Annotated in this window: 16 protein-coding genes; 7 read left to right on the top strand and 9 right to left on the bottom strand. The window is 53.8% G+C overall.

The annotated features are described in order from the left end of the window. Positions 1-31: 31 nt before the first annotated feature. From LG202_RS12675 to LG202_RS12665, 3 genes are read right to left on the bottom strand one after another with little or no spacing between them, the layout of a single operon-like run. On the bottom strand, positions 32-412 hold the full coding sequence (locus tag LG202_RS12675; RefSeq protein ID WP_230348734.1) for a YybH family protein: 381 nt from the start codon (positions 410-412) through the stop codon (positions 32-34). Positions 413-436: 24 nt separating this feature from the next. Next, positions 437-904: a YybH family protein gene (locus LG202_RS12670; RefSeq protein ID WP_230348733.1), complete on the bottom strand. Its 468-nt coding sequence runs from the start codon at positions 902-904 to the stop codon at positions 437-439. A 59-nt stretch (positions 905-963) separates the two neighbouring features. Continuing rightward, entirely contained in the window at positions 964-1,476 is a 513-nt protein-coding gene (locus tag LG202_RS12665; RefSeq protein ID WP_230348732.1) for a MarR family winged helix-turn-helix transcriptional regulator, read from the bottom strand. A gap of 183 nt (positions 1,477-1,659) precedes the next feature. Here LG202_RS12665 and LG202_RS12660 point away from each other — a divergent pair, with 183 nt between their 5' ends. Then, entirely contained in the window at positions 1,660-2,088 is a 429-nt protein-coding gene (locus tag LG202_RS12660) for a CBS domain-containing protein (RefSeq protein ID WP_230348731.1), read from the top strand. A gap of 35 nt (positions 2,089-2,123) precedes the next feature. Here LG202_RS12660 and LG202_RS12655 read toward each other — a convergent pair whose 3' ends face one another. Genes LG202_RS12655 through LG202_RS12645 form a run of 3 tightly spaced genes read right to left on the bottom strand, consistent with a single transcriptional unit; the run spans position 2,124 to position 5,002 of the window. After that, positions 2,124-3,962, bottom strand: coding sequence for a monovalent cation:proton antiporter-2 (CPA2) family protein (locus tag LG202_RS12655; RefSeq protein WP_230348730.1), 1,839 nt, complete (start codon positions 3,960-3,962; stop codon positions 2,124-2,126). After that, positions 3,962-4,579: an NAD(P)H-dependent oxidoreductase gene (locus LG202_RS12650; RefSeq protein ID WP_230348729.1), complete on the bottom strand. Its 618-nt coding sequence runs from the start codon at positions 4,577-4,579 to the stop codon at positions 3,962-3,964. The genes LG202_RS12655 and LG202_RS12650 overlap by 1 nt, the downstream gene beginning before the upstream one ends. A 3-nt stretch (positions 4,580-4,582) precedes the next feature. After that, a complete protein-coding gene (locus LG202_RS12645; RefSeq protein WP_230348728.1) occupies positions 4,583-5,002 on the bottom strand; it encodes a secondary thiamine-phosphate synthase enzyme YjbQ in 420 nt (139 codons plus the stop codon). 159 nt (positions 5,003-5,161) lie between these two features. Here LG202_RS12645 and fae point away from each other — a divergent pair, with 159 nt between their 5' ends. The 6 genes from fae (at position 5,162) to LG202_RS12615 (ending at position 10,146) form a co-directional block, all read left to right on the top strand. Beyond that, complete coding sequence (gene fae, locus LG202_RS12640) at positions 5,162-5,710, top strand: formaldehyde-activating enzyme (protein WP_230348727.1); 549 nt, start codon at positions 5,162-5,164, stop codon at positions 5,708-5,710. A gap of 111 nt (positions 5,711-5,821) precedes the next feature. Then, on the top strand, positions 5,822-6,940 hold the full coding sequence (locus tag LG202_RS12635; RefSeq protein WP_230348726.1) for an ABC transporter permease: 1,119 nt from the start codon (positions 5,822-5,824) through the stop codon (positions 6,938-6,940). Between the two features lie 18 nt (positions 6,941-6,958). After that, positions 6,959-7,732 carry an ATP-binding cassette domain-containing protein gene (locus LG202_RS12630; RefSeq protein WP_230348725.1) on the top strand — a complete coding sequence of 258 codons (774 nt, stop codon included), beginning with the start codon at positions 6,959-6,961 and terminating at the stop codon, positions 7,730-7,732. A gap of 3 nt (positions 7,733-7,735) precedes the next feature. Continuing rightward, positions 7,736-8,686 carry an MlaD family protein gene (locus LG202_RS12625; protein WP_230348724.1) on the top strand — a complete coding sequence of 317 codons (951 nt, stop codon included), beginning with the start codon at positions 7,736-7,738 and terminating at the stop codon, positions 8,684-8,686. An 8-nt stretch (positions 8,687-8,694) separates the two neighbouring features. Beyond that, positions 8,695-9,294: an ABC-type transport auxiliary lipoprotein family protein gene (locus tag LG202_RS12620; protein WP_230348723.1), complete on the top strand. Its 600-nt coding sequence runs from the start codon at positions 8,695-8,697 to the stop codon at positions 9,292-9,294. A gap of 24 nt (positions 9,295-9,318) precedes the next feature. Next, positions 9,319-10,146: an AraC family ligand binding domain-containing protein gene (locus LG202_RS12615; protein WP_230348722.1), complete on the top strand. Its 828-nt coding sequence runs from the start codon at positions 9,319-9,321 to the stop codon at positions 10,144-10,146. Between the two features lie 3 nt (positions 10,147-10,149). On the opposite strand, the gene LG202_RS12610 is transcribed toward LG202_RS12615, so the two are convergent. Genes LG202_RS12610 through LG202_RS12600 form a run of 3 tightly spaced genes read right to left on the bottom strand, consistent with a single transcriptional unit; the run spans position 10,150 to position 15,963 of the window. Next, entirely contained in the window at positions 10,150-11,592 is a 1,443-nt protein-coding gene (locus tag LG202_RS12610) for an efflux transporter outer membrane subunit (RefSeq protein ID WP_230348721.1), read from the bottom strand. Next, positions 11,589-12,767 carry an efflux RND transporter periplasmic adaptor subunit gene (locus LG202_RS12605; RefSeq protein ID WP_230348720.1) on the bottom strand — a complete coding sequence of 393 codons (1,179 nt, stop codon included), beginning with the start codon at positions 12,765-12,767 and terminating at the stop codon, positions 11,589-11,591. Before LG202_RS12605 ends, LG202_RS12610 begins: the two co-directional genes overlap by 4 nt. Further along, the gene (locus LG202_RS12600) at positions 12,757-15,963 is read right to left on the bottom strand and encodes an efflux RND transporter permease subunit (RefSeq protein ID WP_230348719.1); all 3,207 of its coding nucleotides are present in this window, start codon (positions 15,961-15,963) and stop codon (positions 12,757-12,759) included. The genes LG202_RS12605 and LG202_RS12600 overlap by 11 nt, the downstream gene beginning before the upstream one ends. Between the last annotated feature and the right edge of the window lie 6 nt (positions 15,964-15,969).

Below are 15,969 nucleotides of genomic sequence, written 5' to 3'. Positions count from 1 at the left end.
CGATTCCTGGCCCAGGGCCTTAAGTTAAGCTTTAATTCCAGATATGGCTGAATAGCTTCCAGTTGCCATCTGCCTGCTTCTTGTAAAGCAAATGCACATTACCATTGAAGCTCTGACGATTGCCTTGCGCATCAATGACGGCAGCACTCCAGTGACCACGCTGGAATGCCAGGTTGGCATCAGCCCCAGCCTCTAGCAACTCCAGCTTGTGATCAATGATGCCTTGGGCAATAGAGGTTTTCCAGAAACCCAACAGCGCTTCCTTGCCGGTAATTTGCGCCGCACCAGCAGGCAATACAGTTGCTGCATCATCGTAGAAAGATGTGACCAATGCATGATCCTTGGCATTAAAAGCGGCATCCCATGCTTGGTTAAGCTGCTGGGCCGTCGCCTTGAAATCGTTATTCGACATCGTGATTCCTTTATGGTCTAAAAATTAATTCCAGGTATGCGTGAGGATTTTCCAGCTACCGTCATCCTGCTTTTTGTAGAGGATATGCAAATTGCCGCTGAATTGTTGTGGTTCGCTATCTGCACTCTTAAGCACTGCGCTCCACTTGCCACGCTGGTACAACGTGTTACCAACAATACCGGTTTCGACATTGGTGATCTGGTGTTCAGCAAATCCCTTCGCAAACAAGCCGGACCAGAAATCAGCAATCGCCTTACTCCCTGTTACCTGCTCACCACCGGCAGGCAGCAAGCTGCCATTGGCATCGTAATAAGTCGCCAAAGTACCGGCAGAAGCTTGGGCAAACGCCTCATCCCATGCGCCATTAAGCTTATTGACGATGGCCTTGGCCTCTTCCTCGTTAGGCTTGGCATTGCATTGATACACTGCAACCGCAGCGACACTAACCAACGCCAGCAATACCACTGCCACTATCACCTTGCTGATCTTCATGATGGTGCTCCTCTCTTGAATAATATTGATATAAATACACTTACACTAACGCTGCCCCACTATTTGGCAACATCAAACGCCGCTATACCGACATTTAACTTGTGCAGAATGTCGTTAAGCACTGCCCGCTCTGCCTCACTCACGCCAGCCATACAATGCCGTAGACGCGTGTAATAATCCGGCATGACCTGATCCAGCTTCTCCTGCCCTTGCGCAGTCAGGCGTATCGATACCCGCCTGCGATCATCCGTATCGAAAATACGTTCAACCAGGCTATCGCGCTCCAGACCATCGAGCAAGCCAGTCATGGTGGCACGACTTACTCCCGCTTTTTCCGCCAGTACCGAAGGCAATGAAACTCCCTGGTCTTCGCGCATGAGCAAGATAAGCACCCACCAGCGCCCTTGCAGTAAACCATGCTGACTGAGACAAGCATCCAAAGCCAGTGAAAGATCACTAGCTACTCTTAATAAATGCAAAAAGGACGATACTGCACTGACATCCGCTTCTGGATAACGTGCAGAAAATTTATCAAGCACCGCTTGGCTGGGGAGGTCTCTAAGTTGCAACATGATTAGTCGAATTATAATTAGCCAGCTAATTATGTCAATCAAATCCAATACTATTCGGCACCTTCATGCCAGAGCAACCTGATGCCTGCACTGACATTCTGTTGCTGGCTCAACCATTTAACCCTGCATCAATAAGGTGTATATTGATCCCACGCCAATAAGAAAACGTAAGGAGGAGCCAACATGAAAACCGTGAGGCAAGTTCTGGAAACCAAAGGCAGCACCATTTATTCAGTATCACCAGAGAGCCTGGTTTATGACGCTTTGCTACTCATGGCTGAGCATCATATCGGCGCATTAGTCGTCATGCAGCGTGACAAAATGGTGGGTATCTTTTCCGAGCGTGATTACGCGCGTGAGGTAGTCATCAAGGGTAAAACATCCAAGACCACGACAGTAGGCGACATTATGTCAGTGCAACTCATCACGGTCAGTCCAGATGATACGGTTGACCACTGCATGAACCTGATGTCAGGCAAACGCATTCGCCATTTGCCAGTATTGGAGAATGATCAATTGATCGGGCTGCTCTCCATCGGCGATCTGGTAAAGGAAACCATTGCTTATCAAGAGTTCCTGATCAAACAATTGGAAAGTTATATCCAAAGTTAGCGATGGCTGCGCCCACCTAAGGGTGGACGCAGGCATTAACTGGATGTGTTCTGGCCTTCCCAAGCATTGTGCCCAGGATTTGCCGCAGCCTCCTCGGTTTCACGCATCAAGGTACGTTGCAAATCTTGCCGTGCACGTACGGTGTAAGACACCACCTGCTGCATATCGGTGTGGATAGGATGCACATCCCGCATCATTTTTTCATCACCCTGACGGAAGCGCCAAGCCTTGCCATAGGCATCGAACGGAGAATAGCCCATTTCCCGCAATGCCTTTTCTCCCAGGTGCACGGCACTCAGGAAAGTCTCCCGCACACAATCAATGCCGAGATCCATATAGTCGAAGGCATAGGTCCGGTTACGTGCACGCGCCAGGATTTTCACATCGGGATAGTATTCGCGCACATAACGTGCAGTCTCCAAGGCTTCCTCCGCGTCATCTATTGCCAATATCAACAATTTTGCGCGCGCAATGCCTGCAGCCCTCAAGACATCAGGCCGCGTAATGTCGCCGTAATATGCGCGATAGCCAAAACCACGCATCAACTCGATCTGGTTAGGGTCGTGCTCAATCACGGTAGGCTCTACGCCAACACTGGTCAACAGCCGGGTTATCACCTGCCCCACACGACCAAAACCCGCCACAATGACTGGACGTTCCTGGTCAAACTCGTCATGCCGCCCATCCTTGCGTCGCTGCTGCAAGCGACGTCGATATACCGCGTGAAACCCTAGCAACAGCAAAGGAGTGGTGACCATAGATACCGCCACCACTGAATTCAGCAATGCACCGTGTTCATAACGAATCACCTTGGCATCCAGTGCCGCGCCAAAGATCACAAAGGCAAACTCGCCGATCTGCGACAAAGTCACGGCAAACATGAGCCCTCCGGCATTATCCAGCTTGAATGCCTTGGCAAGACCGAACAGCAACAGCAACTTGAAAAGCACAAACCCCAGCGCCAAACCAATCACCAGCCCCGGCTGCTGCAACACCAAATCAAGGTTGACGGACATGCCCACCGAAATAAAGAACAACCCCAACAGCAGTCCCTTGAAAGGCTCTATATCCAACTCCAGTTCTTGCCGATACTCGGAATCCGCCAGCAAGACACCCGCAATGAAAGCGCCCAAGGCCATGGAAAGGCCAACCAACGTCATCAGGATGGAAACGCCAATAATGAGAAACAAGGCGAAGGCAATGAAAATCTCGCGCAACCCTGTGTTGGCGACGTACCGCAACACTGGTCGCAGCAGGTATTGCCCACCCAGCACAAGCAGTACAACCAAGGATACCGCCTTGAGAATGGCGAGCCAGTCCATGTGCACACCATGCGCAGTGTGAGCGCCCGGTGCGATCACCAGCAACAGGATCATGATAGGAATGACCGCAAGATCCTGGAATAACAGCACCGAGAACGCAGAGCGTCCAGACGGACGATTCAACGCCCCCTGTTCAGCAAGCACCTGCATGGCAATCGCCGTCGACGACATGGCTACCCCCATACCGACCACCAACGACAAGCGCCAATCCAAACCGAAAGCAATGCCAGCGGCATACACCAGCGCTGCGGTGATCACGACCTGCAAGCCACCCATGCCAAAAATCGGCATGCGCAAGGTCATCAACTTATCAGGCTCGATCTCCAGGCCGATCAAGAACAACATCATGACCACGCCAAATTCAGAAAAATGCATGACCGACTCGGTATCTGCCACCAAAGACAAGCCCCAAGGGCCGATCACGATGCCAGCAAACAGGTAGCCCAGCACAGAACCAAGCCCGATTCGCCGAAAAATAGGCACAGCCAGCACAGCAGCACCAAGGTAGATGGCACTTTCGAGCAACAAGGAGGGAATATGTACTTCAGCCATCAGGATGCCTCTAGCTTTGTATTGGCAGCTACCAAATACTCAGCCTCCTCCACCTGGAGGCTATCAACCTGCGGCGGTCTATTTGCCTCGGTTAGTTGCATCAACCATGCCGCATAATGAGCAGCATGCTCACGCAATGCCTCATCGCTCAAAGTATCTGCCGCCTGGGTCAGGAACGGCTGTAGATAGCGCATGTTGCATAACCGTGCTGTCTGCTCGAATGGCCGCAACAGCTCGGCGATGGAAAAGCAATTGTATCCACGCCTCTGATAAACGATTTCCGAACCGCCAGTGGAAACCACCTGCACCCAGGCCTTCCCTGTCAGCTTGGTGGCATGATCACCATATGCCCAGCCGTAACTCAGCACAGAGTCGAACCAGCTCTTGAGCAAGGCTGGGCAGGAATACCAATACATCGGATGCTGAAACACCAGCACATCGTGCTCATCGACCAGAGCCTGCTCGTGCTGCACATCAATCATCTGCTCTGGGTAGCGCGCATAAAGATCATGCACTTTAACGCCATCACATTGCCACGCCGACTCCAGCAAAGCGCGATTCACGCGAGAGCTTTCCAGCGCCGGATGCGCCACGATCACCAGCACACGCTGTTTCAAGGCTTATTCACCAATAATCTTGACCAAGACGCGCTTGTTGCGACGCCCATCGAACTCACCGTAAAAAATCTGTTCCCACGGGCCAAAGTCCAGCTGCCCGTCAGTCACTGCCACGACTACTTCACGTCCCATCACCTGGCGCTTCATATGCGCATCGGCATTATCTTCGCCAGTATCATTGTGGCGATAATTGCGAATAGGCTCATGCGGTGCAAGGCGTTCCAGCCATTCGCGGTAGTCATGATGCAAACCGGATTCATCGTCATTGATAAAGACGCTGGCAGTAATGTGCATGGCATTCACCAACACCATCCCTTCCCTGACGCCGCTCTCGCGCAAACAGGCCTCGACTTCGTGTGTAATGTTGATAAATGCCACGCGCGAAGGCGCATTGAACCACAGCTCTTTACGGTAACTTTTCATGGGTTTTGCCTTTAAAAATAGTAAGCCGGGAAATTATAGCCTGCCGCTGTTGTCATTGAGTGGTCTACCAGCATTTTTGCAATTACCGCGGATTTCAGTTAAAAGTAACCGATCGATTATTTTCGTTATCTATTCCATTTCATCAGTAAGGAGAAACAAGTGAGTGACAAGATTTTCATGCGCGTCGGTGAGGCCCTAGTAGCGGGAGGCCCTCCAGGGACGGCAGCAGAGCCTGAAGTCATCATAGGCGAGATGGACGGCCCTATGGGGACAGCCTTCGGCACGTTGCTCGGCGACCAAGTGAAAGGCCACTCCCGTGTACTTGCCATCCTCAACACCGACATTATGGTCCGCCCTGCCACCATCATGGTTAGCAAGGTCACCGTCAAGAACGAGCGCTATACCAACATCCTCATGGGCACCGTGCAAGCCGCGATCGCCAATGGTGTGCTGGATGCGGTGCGTAATGGCGACATCCCTAAGGAAAAAGCCAATGACCTCGGCATCATCGTCTCGGTCTGGCTCAACCCTATCGTGGTCGAACAAGACAACCTGGATCACAAGATCCTGTTTGATATCCACCGCAAGGCCACAGCCAACGCCATCCACAAGGCAATGAGCAACAAGCCGGATATCGACTGGCTGCTGGAAAACCAGGAGAAGATCGTCCACAAATATTTCCAGATGGGCCTGGACGGCAAAATATAAATAGCAAGAGGCAATTGTCATCCCCCATGCTATAAAGAACGCATCGGCAAGACTGAGATTGCCGATGCAATACCAGTCTTGTCACTGGCACTACCCTCAACAAAGGATGCTATGGCTGCAGCAAGTTTTCAGGTAGAGCAAACACCCCAGGGCGCAAAACGCATTGCCCTGCATGGTCAATGGTCCTTGCGCGACCTAGATAATGACTTTTCCCAGTTACGCCGGGCGCTCAAACCGTACTTTGCCGATGCCAAGATGCAGTGGGACCTGACCCAGGTCGAACAGCTGGATACCGCTGGTGCAGCAGTCTTATGGAATGGTTGGCAAGGCCAACTGGAAAACCGCGTTACGCTGACTGAAGAACAAGCCACCTTATTTGATACTTTGGCCAGCATTGCGGCCAAGGATGATCACAAGCCACCACGTTTTGACTGGCTTAGACTGATTGCCGGAGCCGGCAAACTGACGATGTTCCTCTCCAGCCATATCGTCGACTTCGTCAAGTTAATCGGGCTGTTGATATTGGAGTTAGGCTACCTCTTACGCCGGCCGCAGGATTTCCCTTGGCGCGAGTTCAGCGCCAATATTTACAAAAGCGGTGTAACAGCTTTACCCGTCACAGCGCTGCTTGGGTTCATGATTGGGATTGCCATGAGTTACCTGATGGCAACCCAGCTACGCACCTTTGGCGCAGACATCTTCATCGTCAACATTCTCGGGCTGGCCGTCATTCGAGAATTAGGTCCTATCCTCATGGCAGTATTGATCGCAGGGCGTTCTGGCTCTGCCATGGCGGCACAGATCGGCGTTATGCGCGTCACCGAGGAGATTGATGCACTGGCCACCATGGGCATTTCCCGCATTCTGCGTGTGGTGCTGCCCAAAGTGCTCGGACTCACTTTCATCGCTCCATTCCTGGTGATATGGACTTCTTGCTGGGCCTTGTTCGGCGGTGCGCTCTCTGCGAACCTTGAGCTAGGCCTTGGATTCCGCTTCTTCTTCGACTATCTGGCAGCGGTGGTACAACCGGTCAACATCACGCTCAGCATCATCAAGGGCTTCATGTTCGGCTTTATCGTCGCAGTCATGGCCTGCCACTTTGGCCTGCGCATTAAGCCAAATACCGAAAGCTTGAGCCGCAGCACCACCAGCTCAGTCGTCACGGCGATCACCTGCGTCATCCTGATCGACGCCGCTTTTGCCATTCTCACCAGCGGTATTGGGGTATAGGCACCCATGGCAGAGCATATGACAGAAAAACAGTTACACCCGATCTGTGAAATCAAGCAGGTCTGGACCGTGTTCGGTAGCAATGTTGTGCACCAGGATCTAGACTTGACTATCAATGCAGGTGAAATCGTCTCGCTGGTAGGCGGTTCAGGGAGCGGCAAGACCACACTGCTCAGGCACATTGTCGGCCTGACTCGCCCGACCAAAGGTGAGGTGCTACTTTTTGGCAAGAACCTGCATGCGATGGATCGTGTACCGCAACAACGCCTGATGAACCGGCTCGGCATGCTGTTTCAGCAAGGCGCACTGTTTTCCGCCTTGAGCGTATATGACAACATTGCTTTCCCGCTGCGTGAACTCAGGCAATTCGACGAAGCCACCATTCATCAATTGGTACTACACAAACTATCATTGGTAGAACTGGAGCTGGATACAGGCTCAAGGTTGCCTTCGCAGCTATCCGGCGGCATGATCAAACGTGTCGCTCTGGCACGTGCATTAGCGCTAGAACCAGAGCTATTGCTGCTGGACGAGCCAACTGCGGGGCTGGACCCGGACCGCAGCGAGAAATTTGTCGAATTGATCAAGAGCATCAAACATGCCCTAGGCTTGACGGTGATCTTCGTCACGCACGACCTAGACACCTTGGTATCACTCACCGACAAGGTCGCCGTGCTCGCTGACAAACGCATAGTCGCCAATTGCGGCCTGCGCGAGCTAGGTAATATTGACCATCCCTTTGTGCAACACTTTTTCCAAGGTGTACGCATTCGCTTGGAGAGAACTGGATAATTTATGGAAAATCGCGCTCACGCCCTTGCCGTTGGCATTGTTACCCTCATCCTGATCGGCATTCTCGCCTTTGCATTCTGGTGGATGAGTGGCACGCGCCAAGCATTCACGGAATACAAGATTATCTCGAAACAACCAGTGACCGGCCTCAGCCAGGAAGCCTCGGTAAAATTCCGTGGCGTCAATGTCGGCAAGGTATCCGATATATCGCTTGACCCCAACTCGCAATCATCGATCGAGATCACCATCCGCGTCGATGAAAAACTACATCTGACCAAGGACGCCTATGCAGAATTACGCGCGCAAGGGGTGACGGGGCTTGCCTATATCGATCTCAACGACCTGAATGACGATGGCGAACAACTGGCCCCTGGCTCGCTCATCACTATGCGCCCTTCGCTCATAGACCGCATTTCCGAGCGCGTGCCGCAGTTGGTGGACAAGGTAGAAGCGTTCGTCAACCACGGTGTCTCCACCATCGAGCAAGCCAACACTGTGATGCAAAGTATTGACGTACAAAGCCTGAACCAGACCCTTGCCAATCTTGAGCAGGCTTCATCCAAGCTAGGTGAAACGCTGGTATCTGCCAATGATGCCTTCGGCAAGGCCAGCAAATTCATGTCAGCACAAAATCAGCAGCACCTGACGCAAACATTGGATAACCTGCAACAAGCCACGCAGGCCGCCACACCCTTGCTCAATGAGCTAACCGCCACTGTGCAGGACATACGCGGCATGTCTGGTGACTTCCGCCAAAGTGTTAGCCTGATAGGTGACACGCTCAATAACGAAACCCTGCCTGGTATTAATGAACTGACAGTCACTGCCAATGACGATGCACGCCGTATCAGACGACTGTTGGATATGCTGGAAGAAAACCCGCAAAGCCTGATTTTTGGTAAACCGACGCTGCGCCCTGGCCCAGGCGAATCTGGCTTCAAACCCGCTCAATGAGGTATCCCATGCACATCACCCCACCTATTGCATTCCTGTTGCTGGCAACACTCGGTCTCAATGCCTGCGTCAGCTCAATCAAGCCTGAGACCAAGCAATTAGACTTTTATGATTTCGGCTTGCAATCTAATGAAAATCGCGTGAGTTTTGACCTGCCCATCGAGCAGCTGAGTGCCACGGATGCCATCCAACATAGCAATATCCGCTACCGCCTCAACGACAAGAATCCAACCCAGGTATTCGGCTATACAGAAAGCCGCTGGTCTACCTTGCCTGCTGAGTTGTTGCGTCAAAAGATTGTCAATGCGCCCTCTCACAATACAAGTTGTAACGTAAAACTGCAGATTGTGGCATTTGACCAGGTATTTGATAGCGCCAGCAGCAGCCATGGGGTAGTGCAGCTACAAGCCGGCCTGATTGACAGGCGCTCACGTAAACAACTCGCTTCCACCTTACTCTCCGCGCAGAGCGCTGCACAAAGTGCCGATGCCCGCGGGGGCGTTGCAGCATTGAATGTCGCCAGTACGCAAGCATTGCAGCAGGCCGCTGATTGGGCGAAGCAAACCAGTCAGTCGTTCAGTGAATGCCAATCCAGCACGCTGCCATGAGCCTCTTGAGCAGTTACCTGCAACATGACAGAGATCACAGTTTACCCAGTCTTCACTGACCTCAACGGCATAGGCCCAGATCCGGACCTTTCTCCATTGCCGGTTGTCGCCCGAGTGGGCCGCTATTCCAAGCACTGGCAGGTTGAAACTCATGCGCACCAGCGCGGACAATTGATGTTCGTGACTTCGGGCAGCATGCGCGTGCAAACACGCGATGGCTCCTGGATTACCCCCCCAGGCCGTGCCTGCTGGATCCCCAGCGCTGCGATGCATAGCGTCACCTATACGCAAATGTCAGAAATGCAGACTGTATTGATCTCTCCGAAGTGGCTGGACACCTTGCCTACACGCTGTTGCGTCATCAAGCTGACCCCGTTGCTACGCGAACTGGTCTCGCAGGCCGTGGCGATCAATAACCAGTATTCGCTTGATGGGCCTGAGCACAGATTAATGCGCGTGTTGGTCGACCAGATCAGTATTGCCCAGCAAGCGCCGCTTTTCCTGCCAGAAGGCCGCGATCAGCGTTTACGTCGCGTGACGGAACGCCTGCATCAGAACCCCGGTGATAATCGCAATATTGAAGAATGGTCGCAGCTTGCCGGAGCCAGCACACGGACGCTCGCACGCTTGTTCCAGAAGGAAACCGGCATGACGTTCTCCGCCTGGCGCCAACAGCTATGCCTGATCAGAGCCGTCGAGATGTTGATTGAAGGCGCCAGCGTCACCAATATTGCACTGGCGCTGGGTTATGAGAGCACCGCGGGTTTCACCAGTATGTTTTCGCGCTCAATGGGAGAGTCGCCAAGTAATTACCTGACGCGCTGGTCACAAGACAAACCAGCGTCGCAATAATCCTCACTGTAGACTAGCAGCAGTAGCCGGCGCTTCTTGCTCTTGCCAACCACCACCCAAGGCACGGATCAAATCCACGCTGGCACGTAACTGGCTGACATTGAGCGTCAACAGCGCACGCTGGGTATCCAAGGCCTGCGTTTGTGCCGAGGTAACCTCCAGGTAGTTGGCAGCCCCTTCACGATAACGGTTCATCGCAAAATCCATCGATTTCTGCGCAGCTTCTGCCGCTGCTCGCTCGGCATCCGCGGCAGATTGGTAATGGTTGAGGCGCGCCAGGTTGTCTTCCACCTGCTGAAAAGCTTCCAGCACTACACCGCGATAGCGCGCACCGGTTTCGTCCAGCATAGCTTCAGCCTGGGCGACCTGGGCTTTGCGCCGCCCACCATCAAAGAGCTGGAATAGCATACCGGGGCCAATCGACCAGAAATTACTAGGCGCACTCAACCAGTTCCCGGTAGAAACACTTTGGTAACCAAAAGCCGCGCTCAAGCTCAACGCCGGGAAGTACGCAGTTTTCGCCACGCCAATATTGGCATTGGCAGCCGTAACCCGCCGCTGTGCTGCGGCAATATCAGGCCTGCGCTGCAACAAGGTAGAGGGCACACCCAGCGGGATCTGCGGCAGGGCAATCACATCCTGCCGACTGGCGATAGCAAAGCTGGAGGGAGAGTCGCCAACCAGGGCTGCAATCGCATGCTCTACCACCGCACGCTGCGCTTTCACCTGCTCTAGCTGCGAACGTGTGGTTTCAAGCTGCGTTTGGGCACGGCTCACGTCTAGGCCAGGCACAATGCCAGCATCGTGGCGCGTTTTGGTAATCACCAATGCCTTGTCATTGGCTTGTACGGTCTCTGCCAGAATATGGAGCTGTTGATCCAAGCCACGCAACACGATGAAATTTTCTGCGAGCTGGGCCTGCAAACTCAAGCGCACCGATTCAAGATCAGCCGCGCGCGCGCCAGCCTCGGCCACCCCGGCTTTGACGGTGTTGCGTACACGCCCCCATAAATCCAGCTCATAATTAGCCTGCAAGCCTATGCTGTAGTTGGAGTAGGTAGGCGGGATAACTGCATTGGGTGGTACCAACGGGCGATGCTCAGAAACTCGGTTACGCCCAGCCTGCCCGTTTGCAGACAATGTAGGAAACAATCCAGCCCGGGCTTGCTCACTGTAAGCCAGCGCCTGCTGATAACGTGCCAGTGCCGCTGCAAGGTCTGGACTGTGTGCCAGCAGTTTCTCTTGCAATGCATCCAACTCTGCATCGCCATACAGTTTCCACCAAGCCCCACGAGGCAAATGATCAGCCGGCTGGGCAGGCACCCAAGGTTGCGCCTCTTTGTAGGCGCTGGCCACCGGCACTTCCGGCAATTTCAACTCAGGAGCAAACGAACAGCCTCCAAGCAATGCCGCCAGGCCTAGCAAAGCATATTGCCTGACGCTCATGACTGGCCTGCCCCTTGGTTAGCCTTCGTATTAGCGCGCACTTGCATGCCATCGGTAATATCATCGGGAGGGCTGTCTATCAGCTTATCGCCAGCTTCCAAGCCAGTGCTGATTTCCAGGGTTTTACCCAAATCACGCGCCACGGTGACTGTTTTCAGCACAACTTTGTCATGCTCACCCAGCGTGGCAACACGCAAGCCATCCTGGCGGAAGATGATGGCACTGGCCGGGATGCTCAACGTGGCTTGACTGGCAGGCAGCTCAATGCCAGCACGCGCAAACCCGCCAGGTAACAGCTCGCCCTCTTTGTTCGGTACCAAAAACTGGAACAGGGTGGTGCCAGAAGCCGCATCCACGGCCCGTGACGAAGCCACCAGGCTGGCAGAATATTCCACGCCTGGGCGGCCTGGAATCGTCACCTTTGCCAAGGTACCCTGCCCCAATGCTGGCGCATAGCTTTGCGGCACATTCACATAAAGGCGCAGTTTGCGCATATCAGACACCACGAATAGTGGTTGTGCAGCCTCACCCGCATTGATGAGGGCACCAATATCGGTATGACGTGCAGTCACGATGCCATCAAACGGCGCCACTAGCCTAGTGAAACCCTTATTGGCTTGGACGCGGTCCAGGTTTGCCTGGGCAGCTTGCAAGAGCGCCTGCTTGGCTGCGTAATCGCCCAGGCGCTCGTCGACTTCCTGCTTGGAGACAGAATCAGTGTTCAACATGGATTGCCAACGTTTGGCAGTAGTTCCCGCCAATTCGGCATTCACCTTGGCAGCCGCCACATCGGCCTTGGCCTGTAGCAACTGCTGGTCTAGGTCCGGGGTTTCAATCTCACCGAGCAATTGGCCAGCCTTGACCGGGCTACCAATATCCACATGCCATTGCTTCAAATAGCCATTCACACGCGCATAGATAGGTGCACGCGCAAATGCCTCAAGACGGGCAGGCAATTCCAGGGTGCTCACATTACTGCCCGGCACAGGCTCCACCAGGGTTACCGATGGAATGGACTGCTCATTCGTCCATTGCTTGAGGGCATCGCTTTCCTTGGCCCGTATCGTCAAACCATACGCCACCACTCCAATCGCCACCAGGGCAATGATCAAGCTGCCTCGACGCACGGTACGGCGCGGGGCACCAAGATCAGTAGAGCTAAAATCAGATGACATTTACTTCTCCATAACTCGAATTCTCGACAACGGGCTTGCGGTAATTGCGGTGAACAACGCTAAATACCACAGGCACAAAAATCAGGGTGGTAATGGTGGCAAACAACAGGCCGCCGATGACTGCGCGCCCTAGCGGTGCATTCTGCTCACCACCCTCGCCCAGGCCCAATGCCATCGGCGCCATCCCTATCATCATGGCCAGGGCAGTCATCAATACCGGACGGAAGCGTACAAAACCAGCTTCTATCGCGGCCTGGGTCGCATTTCCCAGCTCTGCCAAGCGCTCGCGTGCAAAGCTGATCACCAACACGCTATTGGCAGTCGCCACCCCCATACACATGATCGCCCCGGTCAATGCCGGTACGGATAACGGGGTAAAGCTTGCAAACAGCATCCAGACAATGCCAGCAATCGCCGCAGGTAAGGCACTGACGATCACGAATGAGTCACTCCATGATTGGAAGTTCACCACGATCAACAGATAGATCAGCGCAATCGCCCCCACCAATCCAAACAGCAGGCCAGAAAATGCATGCTCCATGGTTTCGACCTGACCCAGCAAGGCAACGCTAGAGCCCTTGGGTACCGTGTCGGCATGAGCATCCATGATCTGGCGTATCTCCTTGGCCACAGCACCAAGATCACGTCCCTGGGTAGTAGCGTTGATCTGCACCATAGGTTGAATGTCATATTGGCTAACCAAGGCGTTGGCATTGCTACGCGAGAAAGTCGCCAAGCCACCCAAGATTTGTGAGGTTGTGCCCGGCACACTGCCATTGATCGGCAGGTTTTCCAGCGCAGACAGGCTATCCATTTTGTATTGAGGCGTTTGCATCACGATAGGATAAGAAACCCCATTCGCCGGGTTCAGCCAGAAAGTAGGGGCTACCTGGCTACTACCAGCCAAGTTGACCACCATGTTATTGGTCACGTCACGTGTCGTCAGGCCAAGCTCCTGCGCCCGCACCCGGTCAATATCGACATTCAGCACCGGATTACGACGCGACTGCTGTATACGCACGTCAGCGATGCCGGGCACCTTGCGGATTTCCGCCACCAGCATGTTGGCATAATCAAAATTAGCCTGCAGGTTATTGCCACGGATTTGCAGGTCAATCGGTGCTGGAGAGCCAAAATTCAGGATCTGGCTGACGATATCCGCTGGAGGGAAGGTAAAGGTTGCATCCGGGAACAGGCGCGGTAGCTCCTCGCGCAAGCGCTTGACGTAAGCAGCGGTTGGCTGGTGCTCGCGACTCAAGGCGATCTGGATATCGCCATCCTGCACCCCCATGATGCCAGTGTTATTGTAGGCAAGGTTGATTGAGCTGATCGGCAAGCCAATGTTGTCGACGATAGTTTCGACCTCATGAGCCGGGATGATCTTGCGAATCTCGGATTGTATATTGGCAAACTTGGCTGCTGTTTCCTCAAGCCGCGTACCCACAGGCACGCGTACGTGCATGAGAATCTGCCCGCCATCCACCTCAGGGAAGAAATTACGCCCCAGGAACGGTACCAGCGCGAAACTCAGCAAGATAAATGCCATGAAACCCGCAATAAACTTGCGGCGATTGGCCAGCATCAATAGCAAGATGCCACGATAGCCTTCACGGAAATGCTCAAAACGCGCCTCAAAACCACGCTGGAACCTCACCAGAGGATTGCGTGACGGAGCCAACACCAGATTATTACCATGCAGGTCGGTATGCGGAGCATGCGGCTTGAGCAGGTATTTGGCCATGGTCGGCACCAAGGTGCGCGACAAGATGAAGGAGCTCACCATCGCGAACATCACCGCCTCTGCCATCGGCACGAACAGGAAGCGCGACACCCCTTCCAGGAAGAACATCGGCACAAACACAATACAAATACACAAGAGCGAGACAAACGCAGGCGTCACAATCTGTCGCGCGCCATCAAGAATCGCAGGTTCCACCGGCTTCCCCTGCTCCAGGTGCCAATTGATGTTTTCTATCGTCACCGTGGCATCATCCACGAGGATACCCACGGCGAGCGCAAGCCCACCCAGCGTCATGATATTGAGTGTTTCCCCCACCAAGGCCAAGCTGGCAATTGCACCCAAAATGGATAATGGGATGGAGATTGCGATAATCACCGTAGAACGCCAGCTACCCAGGAACAGCAGAATCATAATGCTGGTCAGCGCGGCCGCAATACAGCCCTCCAGCACCACGCCCTTGATCGCGGCGCTGACGAAAATCGATTGATCGTTGATGGGGCGGACTTCCAGCTCATCAGGCAAGGTTGGCCTGATTTCGTCCAGTTTGGACTTAATACCATCCACAATCGCGAGTGTAGATGTCGCACCATTCTTGAGCACCGACATCAATACCGAACGCGCACCATCCACATGCACCAGATTGGTCTGAGGTGGATTACCGTCACGCACCTGCGCCACATCGCGGATATACACCGTTGCACCATTGACCACCTTGACCGGTAGATTGCCCAGCTCTTCCAACGCCGATGGGGCATTATTGAGCTGTATCGTATATTCAAAATTGCCGATTTTCTGGGTACCGGCAGGCAAGATCAGGTTCTGTGCAGCAAGCGCATTCGCCACATCCTGGCCAGACAGCCCCCGCGCCTGCATGGCATCGGGGTCCAAGTCGATCTGCACTTGGCGTGACTTGCCACCGAATGGCCAGGGAATAGCTGCTCCCGGCACGGATACCAGCCGCACCCGCACCGCATTCATACCCAAGTCTGCAAGGTTTTGTTCTGTCAGCCCTTTGCCTGCCAGGGCAAGCTGCAAGATAGGCACAGTGGAAGCGTTATAATTGAGGATAAGCGGAGGCTGCGTCCCAGGCGGCAATAAGCGCAACATGGTTTGCGAGATCGCCGTCACCTGCGCATTCGCCGTTGCCACATCAACGCCTGGCTGGAAGAAAATCTTGACGATACCGAACCCAGCATAAGAATTAGCCTCGATATGCTCAATATCGTTGACTGTTGTCGTCAATGAACGCTGGAAAGGCGTCATGATGCGCCCGGTCATCTGATCCGGGGACATCCCGGCATATTGCCAAGCAACCGCAATCACGGGGATACGAATTTCCGGGAAAATGTCGGTGGGCATGCGCAATGCCGACAACACACCCACGATCAGAATGAGGATCGCCATGACCACAAAGGTATACGGGCGCCTGAGCGCGATTTTTACTATGCCTAACATACAGGA

Source organism: Methylobacillus methanolivorans (assembly GCF_054588515.1).
This window is presented reverse-complemented; position numbering and strand designations above follow the sequence as displayed.